General features: G+C 38.1%; 17 protein-coding genes. 15 read left to right on the top strand and 2 right to left on the bottom strand.

Going from position 1 to position 16,412, the window contains the following annotated elements; translation table 11 throughout:
- Positions 1-121 precede the first annotated feature (121 nt).
- From FN756_RS02755 to FN756_RS02725, 7 genes are all read left to right on the top strand, one after another.
- Positions 122-811 (top strand): hypothetical protein, encoded by a 690-nt coding sequence (locus FN756_RS02755; RefSeq protein ID WP_142601246.1) that lies wholly within the window; start codon positions 122-124, stop codon positions 809-811.
- 152 nt (positions 812-963) lie between these two features.
- A complete protein-coding gene (locus FN756_RS02750; RefSeq protein ID WP_142601244.1) occupies positions 964-2,250 on the top strand; it encodes an acetyl-CoA hydrolase/transferase family protein in 1,287 nt (428 codons plus the stop codon).
- A gap of 42 nt (positions 2,251-2,292) precedes the next feature.
- Positions 2,293-2,583 (top strand): hypothetical protein, encoded by a 291-nt coding sequence (locus tag FN756_RS02745; RefSeq protein WP_142601243.1) that lies wholly within the window; start codon positions 2,293-2,295, stop codon positions 2,581-2,583.
- Positions 2,584-2,615: 32 nt separating this feature from the next.
- Positions 2,616-3,302, top strand: a complete 687-nt coding sequence (locus tag FN756_RS02740; protein ID WP_246085402.1) for a DUF1003 domain-containing protein — start codon at positions 2,616-2,618, stop codon at positions 3,300-3,302.
- Between the two features lie 23 nt (positions 3,303-3,325).
- Positions 3,326-3,706, top strand: coding sequence for a SpoIIAA family protein (locus FN756_RS02735; RefSeq protein WP_142601240.1), 381 nt, complete (start codon positions 3,326-3,328; stop codon positions 3,704-3,706).
- An 8-nt stretch (positions 3,707-3,714) separates the two neighbouring features.
- Positions 3,715-5,019: an APC family permease gene (locus FN756_RS02730; RefSeq protein WP_142601238.1), complete on the top strand. Its 1,305-nt coding sequence runs from the start codon at positions 3,715-3,717 to the stop codon at positions 5,017-5,019.
- A gap of 249 nt (positions 5,020-5,268) precedes the next feature.
- A complete protein-coding gene (locus FN756_RS02725; RefSeq protein WP_142601237.1) occupies positions 5,269-5,451 on the top strand; it encodes a hypothetical protein in 183 nt (60 codons plus the stop codon).
- A 31-nt stretch (positions 5,452-5,482) separates the two neighbouring features.
- On the opposite strand, the gene FN756_RS02720 is transcribed toward FN756_RS02725, so the two are convergent.
- Entirely contained in the window at positions 5,483-6,787 is a 1,305-nt protein-coding gene (locus tag FN756_RS02720) for a voltage-gated chloride channel family protein (RefSeq protein ID WP_142601235.1), read from the bottom strand.
- A 130-nt stretch (positions 6,788-6,917) separates the two neighbouring features.
- Here FN756_RS02720 and FN756_RS02715 point away from each other — a divergent pair, with 130 nt between their 5' ends.
- Together FN756_RS02715 and FN756_RS02710 are read left to right on the top strand one after the other, a co-directional pair.
- Complete coding sequence (locus FN756_RS02715; RefSeq protein WP_246085401.1) at positions 6,918-7,907, top strand: tryptophan 2,3-dioxygenase family protein; 990 nt, start codon at positions 6,918-6,920, stop codon at positions 7,905-7,907.
- A gap of 124 nt (positions 7,908-8,031) precedes the next feature.
- On the top strand, positions 8,032-9,096 hold the full coding sequence (locus FN756_RS02710; RefSeq protein WP_142601233.1) for a branched-chain amino acid aminotransferase: 1,065 nt from the start codon (positions 8,032-8,034) through the stop codon (positions 9,094-9,096).
- A gap of 137 nt (positions 9,097-9,233) precedes the next feature.
- On the opposite strand, the gene FN756_RS02705 is transcribed toward FN756_RS02710, so the two are convergent.
- Positions 9,234-10,889, bottom strand: coding sequence for a hypothetical protein (locus tag FN756_RS02705; RefSeq protein ID WP_185955160.1), 1,656 nt, complete (start codon positions 10,887-10,889; stop codon positions 9,234-9,236).
- A gap of 317 nt (positions 10,890-11,206) precedes the next feature.
- On the opposite strand from FN756_RS02705, the gene miaB reads away from it, so the two are divergent.
- The 6 genes from miaB to secG all read left to right on the top strand — a co-directional run bounded on the left by miaB (position 11,207) and on the right by secG (position 16,310).
- Positions 11,207-12,625 carry a tRNA (N6-isopentenyl adenosine(37)-C2)-methylthiotransferase MiaB gene (gene miaB / locus FN756_RS02700; protein ID WP_142601230.1) on the top strand — a complete coding sequence of 473 codons (1,419 nt, stop codon included), beginning with the start codon at positions 11,207-11,209 and terminating at the stop codon, positions 12,623-12,625.
- A gap of 105 nt (positions 12,626-12,730) precedes the next feature.
- A complete protein-coding gene (locus FN756_RS14740) occupies positions 12,731-12,907 on the top strand; it encodes a four helix bundle protein (RefSeq protein WP_142601229.1) in 177 nt (58 codons plus the stop codon).
- 147 nt (positions 12,908-13,054) lie between these two features.
- Positions 13,055-14,305: a sigma-54 interaction domain-containing protein gene (locus tag FN756_RS02690; protein WP_142601227.1), complete on the top strand. Its 1,251-nt coding sequence runs from the start codon at positions 13,055-13,057 to the stop codon at positions 14,303-14,305.
- Between the two features lie 32 nt (positions 14,306-14,337).
- Positions 14,338-14,853 carry an LptE family protein gene (locus FN756_RS02685; RefSeq protein ID WP_142601225.1) on the top strand — a complete coding sequence of 172 codons (516 nt, stop codon included), beginning with the start codon at positions 14,338-14,340 and terminating at the stop codon, positions 14,851-14,853.
- A gap of 2 nt (positions 14,854-14,855) precedes the next feature.
- Positions 14,856-15,914, top strand: a complete 1,059-nt coding sequence (locus FN756_RS02680; protein ID WP_142601224.1) for a hypothetical protein — start codon at positions 14,856-14,858, stop codon at positions 15,912-15,914.
- 54 nt (positions 15,915-15,968) lie between these two features.
- The gene (secG, locus tag FN756_RS02675) at positions 15,969-16,310 is read left to right on the top strand and encodes a preprotein translocase subunit SecG (protein WP_142601222.1); all 342 of its coding nucleotides are present in this window, start codon (positions 15,969-15,971) and stop codon (positions 16,308-16,310) included.
- Positions 16,311-16,412: the final 102 nt, after the last annotated feature.

Raw genomic sequence — 16,412 nt, 5'->3', positions numbered from 1 at the left:
TCGTACCTAATCAGGATGCCGCCCAATTAAGTTGGAGTTTTTAGAAAAATGGCTGTTTTTAGAGGTTCGGCTGCCCAAAATAACAAGAGAAAATATGAAGGTGCTGAATATAAAGACAACCATGAACCCCCTCTACGGTAAACTACTACCTCTAATGCTTGTTCTGAGTTTTGCCTGGACAATTAGCGCAGGACAAAACATACAGTCGATAAACGGAATTAAGCCTTACTTTTTTGACTTGCCACTTGATTCAGGTAAAAATGTAATAATTGAAGCTGCCAAAAAGAAATTTAAGAATAATCTCGTTGAGGATTTTGTGGTAGAAGCTAACATTAAAACCTATTTTGTTGCCACCACTATTGCCTATGACTATTTTACCCAAAAACCATTGATAACTAGGCTGAAAATATACGAAGAATGGAGCTTTGATGATCCGTCTATGTCTGATTCAGAGCTTCATATTGTTATTGACGCTTATTATGGTTCTGAAGGTAAAGGGGAACGCAATATGATGTCCCAATATTCATCACTGCAAAATTCATTTAAAGATAGATTTGCAAAACAAAAAAGCTATTCATATTACGCCGGGAGCAAAATTGCAGGAGGGCATAATTATTTTATCAGCAGTATGGATAAAAATCCAATAGTAAATCTAGGCTGGTCAAATGGGGGGAATAGTGATTACAGCGTGATCATCTCATTTATCAAAAAGATTAATTGTCATGAGGTTACGCTCGCTCAAAGTGAGACCGACAAGCAACCTGAAGTTCAAAACTATTTAAAACGACTGATTTTTCGCACACTTCGTTAACTGCTATAACGGGGATTTAAATTTTCGGTAGCGTTTCTAAACCGCCGATAATTTTTTTGTCGTGCATGATCTAAGTAATAGTCAAATTAAATAGTTATATTACAGATAGTTAGTAGTGTTTTGATTTGCTCTGAAAAACACAGACATTATCCATGAAAGCAAACGTGCAATATGTTAACCCTTCAGAGGCATTAGCTGTCATTCAATCAAACCAACGGGTTTTTATACAAGGCAGCGCCCACACGCCCACTTTCCTGTTAAAGCATTTGGCTCAGGAAGCCCAACGTTTAAAAAATGTAGAAGTAGTTTCAATAAGTGTATACGGAGATTTACACGTTGATAAGTTTGAGTTAAAAAACAGCTTCTGCCTTAATTCATTATTTGTTTCAGAAAGCATACGTAATGCGGTTCGGGAAGGTTATGCAGACTATGTTCCGGTTTTTTTAAGTGAAATTCCTGAGTTGTTCAAACGCCAAATTTTACCTCTCGACGTAGCTATCGTACATGTTTCCGTTCCGGATGCTCATGGCTATTGCTCTTTAGGGGTATCGGTTGATGTTGCACGCAGTGCGGTTGATTCGGCACGATACATCATTGCGCAAGTGAACCCTAAGGCGCCAAGAACACATGGTGACGGCATGATACATAGCAGCCGATTTCATGCAATGGTCTTTTGTGAAGATAACCTGCATGAGGCCTTTTTTGGCCAAAAGGCTGATGACAATACAACGAAGATTGGTGAATATGTTGCCGGGCTCATTGACGATAAATGCGTTTTGCAAATGGGCATCGGTGCAATTCCGGATGCTGTTTTAAAATGCCTGCATAACCATAAAGATCTGGGGGTACATACTGAAATGTGCTCAGATGGAATTATTGATCTTTTTGAAAAGGATGTTATCAATAATAAATACAAACAAATTCATCCTAATAAGAGCGTTTCATCCTTTGCCTTAGGTTCAAGGAAATTATATGATTATGTTAATGATAATCCGGCTTTTGCTTTTCTGGATGTTGATTATGTCAACAATCCGAGCGTTATCAGTAGAAATCATAGAATGATCGCTATAAACAGTGCCCTGGAAATCGACATTACAGGTCAGGTATGTTCCGATTCCATTGGCACCTATCAATACTCCGGCGTTGGAGGGCAAATGGACTTTATGCGGGGTGCGGCATTAAGCGAAGGTGGGAAACCCATTATTGCCATCCCTTCCCGTACAAATAAAGGCGTGTCACGAATTGTATCTGCATTAAAACCAGGGGCCGGCGTGGTAACTACCAGGGCGCATATGCATTATGTTGTCACCGAATACGGTATAGCCTATTTATTCGGGAAGAATTTAAGGCAGCGGGCAAAGGCCCTTATCAATATTGCACATCCTGATGATAGGGAGCTATTGGAGAAAGATTGTGTTGAACGCTTCAAGATATTTTAGCGAACTTATACACACATTTCCAATCGATTTTATAATTTAAAAATGAAATTAAAGATAACAGCCATTGTTTTAGCAGTAATTGTTTCACTTCAACTGTTCAGTTACGCTAGGTTGGTGATGCGGATGAAATATGAGGTGGCATTGAAGGAAATGGTGATTAAAAAGGAATACAACTCAGAGCAAGATAAGGCCGCTGAATTAAAAAAAGTTCAAGATGAAAAACACAGCAACATTATTCAGAGAAGGGTGACTTTAATTTCGCTTTTAGTATTCTCATCGGCCTTAATGGTGGTTTTATTCCGGTTGTACAAAAATGAACAACAAAAGATTTAAGCAAAGGGTAATTAATAGATTCATGGATGACATTGAGCCATATATCAAATAAAGAAGTTAATAAAGCTGAACTTATAAAGGGACAGGATATCAGAGCAGGTGTTTTTAACTTAATAAAATCTGAATTTCCGAACTTTTCCAACGATAGTGTTGTATCGCTGGACGAACTGAACAAATACCGACGACTCTACCTTACCAAACTTGTTGAGCAAGAAAAAGGGCAATTGGCCAATATTGATTTGGATGTAATGCAGGCTATTCGAGATAACTCGATACTTTCTGAAAACATACAAGACGAAATTGAAGGTGCGCTTACAACCGGTCAAAAATTGGCAGATAAAATTGCATCATTCGGCGGAAGTTGGACATTTATCGGTTCATTTTTTTCATTCTTGGTTTTATGGATAGCGACCAATATTTGGTTGTTTACAACTAAGCCCTTTGATCCGTATCCATTTATCCTTTTGAACTTAATTCTCTCCTGTGTGGCTGCAATCCAAGCACCTGTTATCATGATGAGCCAAAATCGACAAGAACAGAAAGACCGACAACGAGCAGAACACGACTATAAGATCAATCTCAAAGCAGAACTTGAAATAAAACTGTTGAGTGAAAAGATGGACCACTTGTTAGTTCATCAAAACAAAAATTTTTTGGAAATACAGGAAGTTCAAATTGACTATTTAGAAGACTTGATGAAGCAACTTAAAAACAAATAGGATTTCATAAAATAAAAGAAGCGATGATACAGCAAATTCAGACATCGGAAAAGAACATTCTGGCTATTGAGGTGATTGACGGGTTTACCGAAATCGACGAAACGCTCTGTCAGAAATTATTTGAAGAGAAATTAAAGTTGGGCTATGCTCAGGTAAATGTATTAGTGAAGCTCGATGAGTTGAAAATTACTCATAGTAGTGTTAAAGCTTTTATGGAAGACACTATCTGGGCTTTAAGGAACTATAAAAATATTGGGCATCTTGCCATAGTTGCTCATTCAAATGTATTGAAAGCTTTAGTCCCGATCGATAATATATTTTTTAAGCGTGCTTCCGAAGGGCGATTAGAACGGTATTTTGACATCTCGCAGATGGAAGAAGCACTTCAATTCGTGGGATTATAATCAATGAGATGCTAGTTGAGCGAAAAAAGAATCTCGGACTTATTGAACTCATTGCAATTGCAGTAGGTGGAATGGTGGGGGGAGGGATTTTTAGCGTACTTGGCATTTCTGTTTCGATGATAGGAAATCTCACTCCTGTTGCAATCATAATTGGCGGACTAATAGCAGCTCTTGCCGCCTATTCGTATGTGCAACTTGGGGTTTATTATAAAGATGAAGGAGCAACATATTCATTCTACAAAAAGACTTATCCAAAATCTCCTTTTTCAGCAGCCGTTATTGGGTGGCTGGTAATTTTTGGCTACATCAGCACTTTGGCATTATATGCTTATACATTTTCGTCATACGTAATTAGTGATTCTGGTTTTGCAAATAATGTCTGGATCAGAAAACTAATAGCAATTTCGGTAATAGGCTTTTTTACCTTTATTAATGTTTGGAGTGTAAAAGGTATGGGGAAGCTGGAAGACCTAATGGTGTATTCAAAATTAATTGTTCTTGTTGCTATTTCTTTCTTTTTGATTTCATACGGTGACGGCAATTTTGTTCGATTCTCTGAAATGATAGTTGCAGATGCTGAGAAAGCTTCTGTGCTGAATATTCTTATCGTTGCCTCAGTTACTTTTGTTGCCTATGAAGGGTTTCAATTAGTAATTAATGCAGTTAATGAAATGTCAAACCCTCAAAAAAATATCCCCAGAGCAATTTATTCGTCTATCATCTTGGTTATCCTTATCTATGTCATCATTTCCATCGGAGCATTATTTGCAATTCCAATTAATCAGATAATAATGAATAAAGAGTATGCGCTGGCCGCAGGAACAGGAAAGGTGATGGGTAAATTAGGAAATGATCTCGTAATCATCGGAGCTCTTTTGGCAACGAGTAGTGCAATTAGTGGCACCTTATTCGGCTCTTCAAGGCAAATGGCTGTAATAGCATCCGATTCATTTTTGCCGTTTTTTCTTTCAAAACGACACAAAAATATTCCTCAAAATGCGATTATGACGATGGCTTCCATCGCAAGTTTCTTAATTGTTATTGGCGGGTTACGCTTGATTTTGGAATTTGGGAGCATTACCTTTTTGCTGGTTTCGCTCTTAATGGCGATTGCTAATTATAAAATTCGCAAACAAACAGCGTCATCTTCTTTGCTGACCATTATATCAATCGTCGGTTTAGGAATCGGAGCTGTCTTGATTTTATGGTATGAGTTTAAGAACAATTGGGAACAAATGCTCGCCATTCTTTTTCTTTATCTTATTTTGACCGTTTCAGCTTGGTTTTATTCCAGAATTGGCAATCAAACATAATGTAACTGGGAAAGTTTAACTTTTTTCAACGCCAACCTAATTAAAAACTAAGCATTGATTTTTTCAATAATTATCAAAATCTCTCCATCCTGACACCCTCTAGCGCCAAATCAGATTAACGCATTGTTAATTATAAATTCTTATCAAAAATCACATTTGCTATAGTTCAGATATGATTTTTTGTTTTATATATTCTTTCTAATGATCTGTAAAAGATGTTTTTGTGCGCTAAATTGATTAAATTTAAGAATGAAGATACTGAGAGTTAAAATACTAGATGATAGTGCAGTTAAGCTGCTCAAAACCATGGCCGATATGAACCTCATTGCTATTGACGAAAAATCGGACAATGGATTCTTAAAAGTGTTGAGTCATTTGCAACACAAAAAGGAAAGTTCATTATTGGGTGAAGCAAGCAAGGATGTAAATTAAAAAGAGATTAATACAGCAACTCTCGTCCTTGTCACACGTTCGACCTTTCTTCTCTAATTCCTTGAATCGATTTTCCTGAATGCCTTCCAAATAAAGCATGTTTCGGTATTTCAATAATTTGTGAGCCGTAAATTCCGGAATGACCGGAGAAAATATAGGCGACAATACAGGCAATGGCTATAAAAAGGCCGCTCTCAATTCCGAAAAGCTCGAGTCCCATCAATGTGCAGGCAATAGGCGTGTTAGATGCGCCGGCAAAAACGGCAACGAATCCCATGCCAGCCAATAATGATAAAGGTAAAGGAATAAAAAACGTGAGAATGTTTCCTAAGGTCGCGCCGATAAAAAACAAGGGGGTTACTTCGCCGCCTTTAAACCCACAGCCTAATGTAAATGCTGTAAAGAGCAGTTTCAATATGAAATCATAATAAGGCAATGGCTCAACAAAAGCCTGTTTGATAAGAGGAATGCCTAAGCCGGCATAGCGGGTTCCGATAAAATAAAAAAGTGCAGCAATGATAATTCCTCCGAAAAAAGGGCGCAGGTAAGGCGTTTTGACAAAGCGTGCAAACTGATGCTGAAACCAGTGCATAATTACGGAAAATGCTCTTGCGGTTAATCCAAAAAATAAACCTGCAACAACGGCGTATAACATGGTAATTGGAGTAAACTTCGGAATAAATGGAATATGATAAACCGTATGCACAACGCCCAGTGAACGGCAGGTCCAATCGGCTATTAGAGCGGCAAATAAGGCGGGTAATATAGCGGTGTAACGTGTACCGCCCGCTAAAAAAACTTCTAACCCAAATACTAATCCTGCTAAGGGGGTTCCAAATACTGAAGCAAAACCGGCGCTCATGCCGCTAATCAATAATAACTTACGATCTCTGTCGTGTAAATTAAAAATCTTGGTAAACTGATCGGCGATTGATCCTCCCATTTGAACCGCTGTACCCTCGCGTCCAGCTGATCCTCCAAATAAATGTGTAATGATGGTTGAGCATAAAACAAGAGGTGCCATTTTAAGCGGAACCATTTGCTTTGGACTATGAATTTCTTCGAGCAGCTGATTGTTGCCTTTTACCACATCTGAGCCATAGCTGTAATAAGTATAACCTATCGCCAAACCAGCTATTGGCAATAGCGCAATAATCCAATTGTTGAGTTCGCGGTAATTAGTTGCCCAATCCAGCAAAATAAGGAATATGGCGGATGCTGCACCTGAGAGCAGGCCAATAATGCTCGCGATAAAGAGCCATTTCAAGCTGAAAAGAAGTAAAGGAATTAGCTCTGTCGAATGATAAATGCGTCGCACTTTCTCTGGAATGCTCATGGCCATAAAAATAAGATTGTTAATTAAATTTTCGGCATAAATCTTAAAGGTGGCACAAGGCTGTTTCTTGTCAAATAATTATAAAAAATTGCAATCGAATAGTGTTGCATTACCGCTCAAAAAACTACTTTTGAAGAAGATACCAATCTTCAACACTTATAACCATATGGAACTTACTCCTGAAATAATCGACAGGCTTGAGAAGTTGCAAAAGAAATACGATGCTATGGGACAAGACATGGTTTCGTATCTCGACGGCTTGCTTCATGCCGATTTTTTGACTTATTGGGATTACATACATCTGGATACTTTGCTGAGTTTGCAAAATCCTCGTACGCCCTTTCCTGATGAGAAAATCTTTATCATGTATCATCAAATCACAGAGTTATACCTTCGTTTGATTATACATGAATGCGAGCAAATAGCACAACATCCTGCTTTAACAACTACTTTTTTCTTAAGCCGTATCAAACGCGTTAATCGTTACTTTGAAACCCTAATCGATTCGTTTGATGTAATGGTAGACGGAATGGATAAAGAACAATTCCTCAGCTTCCGTATGTCGTTATTGCCTGCCAGTGGTTTCCAGTCGGGTCAATATCGCATGATTGAGATTTATGCTTCCGATTTCCTAACCTTAGTTCCGGTTGAAAAGCGGGAAGCACTTAAAGATGCTTCAATCGAAGAAATTTACGAGCAATTGTATTGGAAACAGGGAGCGACGGAGCTTTCCAGTGGCAAGAAAACGCTTACACTTAAGCAATTTGAAGCCAAATACTCCGATCAGTTTATTAAGCTGGCAAAAGCATGCAAAGAAAATAACTTTTGGAAGTGCTATGAACGTTTAAAAGCTCAAGGCGAAAATGTTGAGGCTTTAGAGGCTGAATTGCGAAATTTCGATACTCATGTAAACGTGAACTGGAAATTGATGCATTACCGCTCTGCAGTGCGCTACATGCAAAAAGATCCGGAAGATATTAAGGCCACAGGCGGTACTAACTGGCAAAAGTATTTGCCACCGCGTTTCCAACGCCTCATTTTTTACCCGGAACTCTGGATGCCTGAAGAGTTAGATAACTGGGGAAAAGGATGGGTTGAAAATAATGTATTTGGATCATAAATTCATTGAAAAACAAACAGCTTTTGTCGTGAGAGCGCCTGTTTATAAGCCTGTTAGTTTATTCGTTTTAGTATTAGTCGTAAAAATTACGTAATCTTGCAGATCATAAATAATTTTAAATAATATGCTCGAAACATTGAACTTTGAAGTTGAAAAAATTGTAAAATCGAAAATTGAAGAAGTAGATTTTACCAATTTGCCTTTCGGGAAAGTATTTTCTGACCATATGTTGGTTGCTGAATACAGTGATGGAGAATGGAAAAATGTAAAAATTGGTCCTTATCAACCTATTTCATTTGAACCATCGTTGGCGGCTCTACATTATGGACAGGCTATTTTTGAAGGATTAAAAGCTTACAGAAATCAGCAGGGAGAACCGGTTGTGTTTAGACCTGAGGCTAACTTTGAGCGCTTCAATATTTCGGCTAAGCGCATGTGTATGCCGGAAGTGCCTGAAGAAATCTTTATGAAAGGTTTGGCCCAATTAATTGATGTAGATAAGAACTGGATTCCTAAGGAAGAGGGCTTTGCTCTTTACATTCGTCCGTTTATGTTTGCAACCGACGAGTTTATTGGTGTTCGTCCTTCACAAACCTATAAATTTATCATTTTCACTTGCCCGGTAGGTGCTTATTACAGTCAGCCGGTAAAAGTGAAGTTTGAAACCGAATATTCACGTTCGTGCGAAGGAGGTATTGGCTTTGCCAAAGCTGCTGCAAATTATGGCGCTTCTATGTACCCTACTCAATTGGCTCAGCAACAAGGCTTCGACCAGGTAATTTGGACCGATGCCAGCGAACATGAGTATATTGAAGAATCGGGTGTAATGAACGTGATGTTTGTTATCGACGGTGTTTTGGTTACTCCACCTGCAAAAGACACTATTTTGAAAGGTATTACGCGCGATAGCGTACTTACCGTTGCCCGCGATTGGGGAATGAACGTAGAAGAACGTAAAGTTTCAGTTGCTGAAGTAATAAAGGCAATTGAAGAAAATCGTTTAACCGAAGCGTTTGGAGTAGGTACTGCTGCGGTAGTAAGCCAGATTGCTGAAATTACTTACAAGGATAAAAAGTATATTTTACCTGAAGTTGCAGGTCGTGACTTTTCGAATAAGGTTTATCGTGAACTCGATGATATTAAAACCGGTAAAAAAGCCGACACTCGTGGTTGGGTTTTTAAAGTGTAATTGGTGAGTAGCCTCTTATATCTTTTGTCTTAAAATAACGTCTGCTGTAGAAAAGAAAAGACCCGAGGACTCGGGTCTTTTCTTATAAATAGCTGTCTGTTGTGCTGTCAGAAAAGCGAAAGTGTAAATCAAAATAGCTATAAATCATACTGAGCTCTTTTTAATTTTTGTTCCCTTTTTCTTTCCGTCTTATTTTTTTGCCGGCTCTTTTTGGCATATTTATCACTTAATTTTTTGAGTTTGTTTTCATCTTCTTGATCAATCCCAATTGATCGCTTTATCCCTTGATAAAGAGTCTTCCACAAAAAATTGAAAATTTGTTTTTGTTGATTCCTGGCAAATGTAGCATTTGCTTTTCGAGGTGCTTTCCCGGTTAAGGGGTTATCGCTGTCAAGAATCAAGGCGTTTAAAAGCGTGGAAGCCAATCCTTTCTTTTCACCCGTTTCAGGATCTAAAACAGTTACTACAAGGTTGGAATACAAAAACTTCATTTTAATAGAAGAGCGTATGTTGTTAGCCTTAATGTCAAAATCTAAATGGTTTACCCTGCCGGTTTTTAATTTTACCATCGCTAATGACTCAACTGCTTTGTTCACTACCCTAAGGTCCATACGGCCTAAGCTTCCTGTTACCCTAAATGTATGATCTGATTTGGAGATCGGGAAAATAAACTCTGTTTTTAATTCACCAACACCCATAAAATAGGATGAAACATTAACCAGCATATTCTTTTGCTCGGCCGATTCATTGTTAGTAATGTTTTTAAACTGCGCATTTAAGGAAGAGAAGAAAATGGTTCCCGGCGATATACCTTTGGGTGCAAATTCTTCATAGTCTACTCTACTATTCCGAATCGTAGCATACTGCACTAAAATTGGAAAAGTGGTGTTTTTTAACAGCTCATGAACTAAGACCTTAGCTTTTTCATTTTTCATTGGCACTCGTTTATCTCTGAAGGCATATAATTGTAAACCTGAAAAATCGGCTTGCTCAATTATTAATTTTTCATCAAATAATAAGGTTCTGAAATGAATGCCCCGAACATTCGAGCTGTCAATTTTTAAATCCAAACGATCGGTTTGCTTTCCTGCAGCCTTTGCGTACAGGTATTGCTCAAACCGGGGTTGCAGGTTAAAATTGGTTACCAGGATGGAGGAATCCTGCGTGGAAAGCTGCAGTTGATCGAATTTTATGGTGTTTAAACTATCGGGAAGACGTAATTGATAATGATTAACAATAAAACGAATATTATCTGAATAGAATAAACGAGAGGTGTCCTCTTCTGAAGGTTTGTTGAGGCGAAGCCCATCAACAAGGAGCGAAAAATTATTAGCTTTTAAATATGATTTTTGGCTTTTAGTGTTAATTAATTCGTAAAATACGCTTCCCTCAGTTGCCTTAATTGAACTAACTACTGTTTCTTTGAATATTGGTGAAATGATGTCGTATAGGTCTTTTTTGATGTGATTTTTTTTCTGTACTACTAGTTGGTTTTTGAGAATTTTAACATGAGGCCGATGAATAATTATATTTTCAATAGCCAGCGTTTTATTTTGGAAATAGTTCCACTGGTTGATGCCACGAATTTGAATGAACTCAATTTTAATAGTATAAATGGTTTGGGGGGCATTTTCTTCTCTTTGGAGTTGCTTGTACACATTCGTGTCGGCAATGAGTTTTACGTTTAACAAACTTACCTTTCCTAATAGAGGACGAATATCCAGATCTTCAAATTCGAGATGATAAAGACCTTTGCTCGAGGAGAGAACTGCTTTTTTAAGTGTTTTTGCCAATATGGGTCTGTATTGGCGGGACAGAAAAAAACCAATAATAGTGCAGATCAGTGACAGCACAATCAGGATGACTAAGGCCCATTTTAAGATTTTTCGGAAAACATCCATACAGAGCTGTTTGTACTGAAATATACTGTAAAAGTTTTAAGTAATAAGTATAAAGTTAAAAGTTTAAAGAATTGAAAAATAAGTTGCTATAAATAAAGAAAGAAAAGGTCTGTATTCTTATGCCTTACTTCTTATTTCTCTTTTAACTCTGCCAATCTGTCATTTATCCGTCTAAATTATTACCTTTGCGATCTTAATTTTAGATGGGAATGTTTAATCCGGAGATAACTTTGAAAGAACACGATGAGGCTCGACAAGGCGAGGCGTTAGTGTTGGAAAACGATAAAAACGTAAGCAATAGCCGTAAACTTTACATTGAAAGTTACGGTTGCCAAATGAACTTTGCTGATTCGGAAATCGTAGCTTCTATTATGATGGAGATGGGTTTTACCACGACTGGTCATTATAAAGAGGCGGATGTTATTTTTATCAATACTTGTTCAATTCGTGAAAATGCTGAACAACGAGTTAGAAATCGATTGAAAGAATTCTCGGCAGCTAAGACCCGTAAGCCTGATCTTATAATCGGAGTGTTGGGCTGTATGGCCGAACGCTTGAAAGCTAAATTTTTGGAAGAAGAGAAGTTGGTGGATATTGTAGTTGGTCCGGATGCTTATCGCGATTTGCCAAATCTTATCGGCAGTGTGGATGATGGGAATAAGGCAGTTAATGTGCTTCTATCACGTGAAGAAACCTATGCTGATATTAGTCCGGTGCGATTAACCAGCAATGGCATTTCGGCTTTTGTATCTATCATGCGTGGTTGTGATAACATGTGTTCATTCTGTGTTGTGCCTTTTACGCGTGGTCGTGAACGCAGCCGTGACCCTCATTCTATTGTTAAAGAAGTAACTGAGCTTAGCGAAAATGGCTACAAAGAAGTAACTCTGCTTGGCCAAAACGTTGACTCCTATAAGTGGACGAGTGAGGATGGATCAGAATTTGTAAATTTTGCCGGTTTATTAGAGCGAGTGGCTTTAGTGAATCCTGACATTCGTGTACGTTTCTCCACCTCTCATCCTAAAGATATCACTGACGAAGTGTTGTACACGATCGCCAAACACGAAAATATTTGCAATTATATTCATTTGCCGGTTCAATCGGGTAACAGCCGCATTCTGGAATTAATGAATCGTACTTATACGCGCGAATGGTATATTGACAGGCTGGACGCGATTCGTCGCATTATTCCTGACTGCGCAGTTTCTACTGATATTATCTCCGGTTTCTGTACGGAAACAGAAGAAGAGCATCAGGATACCTTGTCGTTGATGGACTATGCTAGCTTTAGCTATGCTTACATGTTTACGTATTCAGAACGTCCGGGTACTCCTGCCGCTAAGAAACTGAAAGACGATGTTCCGGATGAAGTTAAAGGCCGTCGTTTAAACGAAATCATTGCCAAACAACAACAAAGTTCTAGAGCCGAACTTGAGCAGCAATTAGGAAAAGTGCAGAAAGTATTGGTTGAAGGTTTCTCAAAGAAATCAGATAAGGATTTATGCGGAAGAAACGATTATAATGCGATGGTGATTTTCCCCGTAGTAGAAGGCATAAAACCAGGAGATTACGTGAATGTACTGGTTGAACGATGCACCAGTGCAACCTTGATTGGGAGAATAGTTTAGAGCTACTAGAAGTAAGACATAAGAATCAAGATGATATATGGAGGGCTATGCCTCATAATTTTAAACAATTAGTTATTTGGCAAAAGTCAATGGATTTAACAGACGTTGTCTTCTTGTTTAATTCCTTCTAATATTGCGGAAGGTTCCGGTAAACGTAATAAGTTGCAATTTGCAGAGTTCCTTTCAACTTCATTGACTTGTACTTTTGAACTGGAAACTCAACTTCTTATTTCTGAAAGAAGAGGTTACGGTAATAAAGAACTAAATCATTACCATTGGTGATTGAATACAGAAAATGATATATAGTTTTCGTGAAAAGATTATGAATGAGAATTCATGATCGTGAAAATTAATTATAAAATATTTAGCATTAAGAAAATCAAAAGCGACTAATCTTTGCTCTTGATTCTTAACTCTTGCTTCTCTATTATGGATGTACAAGAAATAAAACAACGTTTCGGGATTATCGGTAATTCACCACTTTTAAATCGGGCGATAGATATTGCTCGTCAGGTATCACCAACCGATATTTCAGTGCTGGTAACCGGTGAAAGTGGTTCCGGAAAGGAAGCGTTTTCTCATATTATACATAATCTCAGTGCCCGCAAACACGGTCCATTTATAGCAGTAAACTGTGGAGCGATTCCTGAAGGTACCGTTGATTCAGAACTTTTCGGACACGTAAAAGGCTCATTTACCAATGCTGTCGACGATCGCAAAGGTTATTTTGAAGTGGTTAACGGTGGTACTATATTTTTGGATGAAGTTGCTGAGCTGCCTTTTGGTACTCAGGCACGTTTGCTGCGTATCCTGGAATCGGGTGAGTATCTCCGTGTGGGATCATCAAAAGTACAAAAAACCGATGTCCGTATTGTTGCAGCAACCAATGTCGATGTATTTGAAGCTGTGCAAAACGGCCGTTTCCGTGAAGATCTTTATTACCGATTAAATACAGTTCCCCTTCGCATCCCTTCCTTGCGAGAGCGTAAAGAGGATATCTACCTTTTGTTCCGCAAGTTTATTGCTGATTTTAGCGAGAAGTACAGAAGCCCTTCGCTTCAACTTACAGAAGATGCTCGGCAAATTTTGGAGAATTATTCTTGGCCGGGTAACGTGCGCCAATTAAGAAATGTAGCCGAGCAAATAGCCGTTCTCGAAAAAAACAGAGAAGTAAACGGGCAAACCATCATGCAGTATATTCCGGTGGAAGCTACCATGTCTAACTTACCAATGCGTATTAATGATCGTTCAAAGGAAAGTGATTTTTCTGAGCGTGATATTCTTTATAAGGTTTTATTTGATATGAAGAAAGATCTTACTGACCTTAAAAAGTTAGTGGTTGAAATCATTCAAAATCCTGAAGGAGTGAATAGTGTGGTTCAGATGAACCCGCAATTGGTAACGAAGTTATATAGCGACGTTCATCATCATACCATTGAGGATCAAGAGTCAACGCCTAGTTTTAATCTTCAGCCAATAAATACGAATCCGGCACCATCGCAATATCATCCATTACATGTTGCTGAAGAGATAGAAGAGTCGCTTTCACTCAATGACCAGGAAGCAGATCTTATTAAAAAGGCCCTCAAAAAGCATAAAGGTAAGCGTAAGTATGCAGCCGAGGAATTGGGGATTTCGGAACGTACACTCTACAGAAAAATTAAAGAATTAAATTTATAAATTAACGGTCCGGTAATCGGCAGATTGGTTTAATGAAAAGATTAGTCATCAGTATTTTGTTCATCGCGTGTAGTTTTCTGTTAAACTCATGTTATACTTTTACAGGAGCCTCAATTCCGGTGTCGGTAAAAACGTTTTCTGTGCAGTTTTTTGAAAACAAGGCGCCTTTGGTGGTACCAAGTCTTAGCCAAACCTTTACCGAAGCGCTTAAAGGTAAAATACTTCGTTCTACTCCTTTGGATCTTCTGCGTCCGATTGGAGATGTGAATTTTGAAGGAACGATTACCCAGTATAATGTAGCGCCTGTAGCTATTGCTTCAGGTGGTGATCAAAACCGAGGGCAAGCTAATCAAACTAGATTAACCATTACAGTACAGGTGAAATTTACCAATACCAAGGATGATAAGTTAAGCTTTGATCAAAGTTTTTCGCGCTTTGCTGATTTTCCTAAAAATCAATCACTAGCTTCAGTGCAATCGCAATTAATCCAATCTATCACAGATGAGTTGATCGACGATATTTTTAACAGAGCATTTTCAAATTGGTAATAATGAACAAGGAATTATTTCATAAATACCTCAACGAGGCTCGACGGCAAAATTTTAGTGCCGATAGTGATTTGAAACAAGCAATTGCAAAGTATTCGTATTGCGCAACTTTACATTTTTTACTCGCTAAGTCATATCGCAATCAAAATAGTGTTATTAATTATCCTGTCGCTCAAGGTATAGCTGCCGCTTATGCCAGTAATCGGGAGGCTTTATATGAATTTATCTATCCTCAGCCTGAGTTTGAAGAGGAGGTTGTGGCGAAAGTTCCGGCTGTGGAAGAAGCACCTTTTAATACGTTTGCAGCAAACTTTCGTAATAAAATGGCCCAATTGGAGGCTGAAAATCCTTTGAAAGAGGATGCGGAGGAAGATACTTTTAGTGAAGAAACAGATGATATTGTAAGTATTGAAGATGATTCGGCATCTGATTTTGGAGCTTTTACTTTGGCGCATCAGCTGGAAGTGGTAGACATTGATATTGAAGAAAGCAATGATCCAATTTCAGCAATTGAAGAGCCGGTTGAAGGTTCGAATGAATTAATTAAGTTTAATCCATTGGCAACAGGGGTTGCTTTGAATATTGATGACCATCTTCCTCACACTTTTACCTTTTGGTTAAGAAGAATCAGGCAATTGCAAGAACCTGCCAATGCACAGCAAGTCATAACTGAGCCTATAAAAAAGGTGGTCACTCAAAATTTCACCAAAGGCTTTATTGAAAATGCACTGCACGTTTCAACATTTAACGAGCTTGAGGATAAAGTGATAGTCGAGTTTGATCTTTCTAAAAAAGAAGATCGATTGATAGAAAAGTTTATTCGGGAAGAACCTACTATAAGGGCAGTTCAATTGAACGAAATTTCATTCGAAGACAAAGCTGAAAAACATACCGAAGATGATATGAGTTTGGTGACGGAAACCATGGCAAAGGTTTATTCTGATCAACATTTATACGAAAAAGCAATTATTGTGTATGAAAAATTAAGTTTGAAATTTCCGGAAAAAAAACTTTACTTTGCGACTCAAATTGAGAAACTTAGGCAACTTGGCCAAGTTTAACAGACAAAATCAAATAAACTATTATCATAATTTTAAAACTTTCTTTTTACAACGATGTATACGGCATTAGTGATCTTAGCAATTTTAGTAGCAGTACTTTTAATCCTTATTGTATTAATTCAAAACCCTAAAGGAGGTGGTTTAAGTTCTGCTTTTGGTGGAAGCTCACAGATGCTGGGTGTGCAAAAAACAAACGATTTCCTTGAAAAAGCTACTTGGGCTTTAGCAATTAGCTTGTTGGTAATTAGCCTTTCAATCAATTTCTTTATTCCACGTGGAGAATCAGCAACTGAATCAATTATTCAAGAGCAAATTGACAAAACTCCGGTTCCTATGCAAAACCAAACGCTTCCTGCAGCACCTTCGGTTACTCCGTCTGATTCCGCTAAAAAGTAGGCAGCAAGGCTTTAGGCCTGAGTTTTAAGTAAATATTCAGATCTAAAAAAGAAATAAATATCATAACAAACAACCCGATTAGCATTGCTGATCGGGTTGTTT

This window comes from Solitalea koreensis, assembly GCF_900182575.1.
In the GTDB taxonomy this organism is placed as follows: domain Bacteria; phylum Bacteroidota; class Bacteroidia; order Sphingobacteriales; family Sphingobacteriaceae; genus Solitalea; species Solitalea koreensis.
The sequence above is the reverse complement of the archived record's forward strand: the minus strand, read 5'-3'. Positions and strand labels throughout refer to the sequence as shown.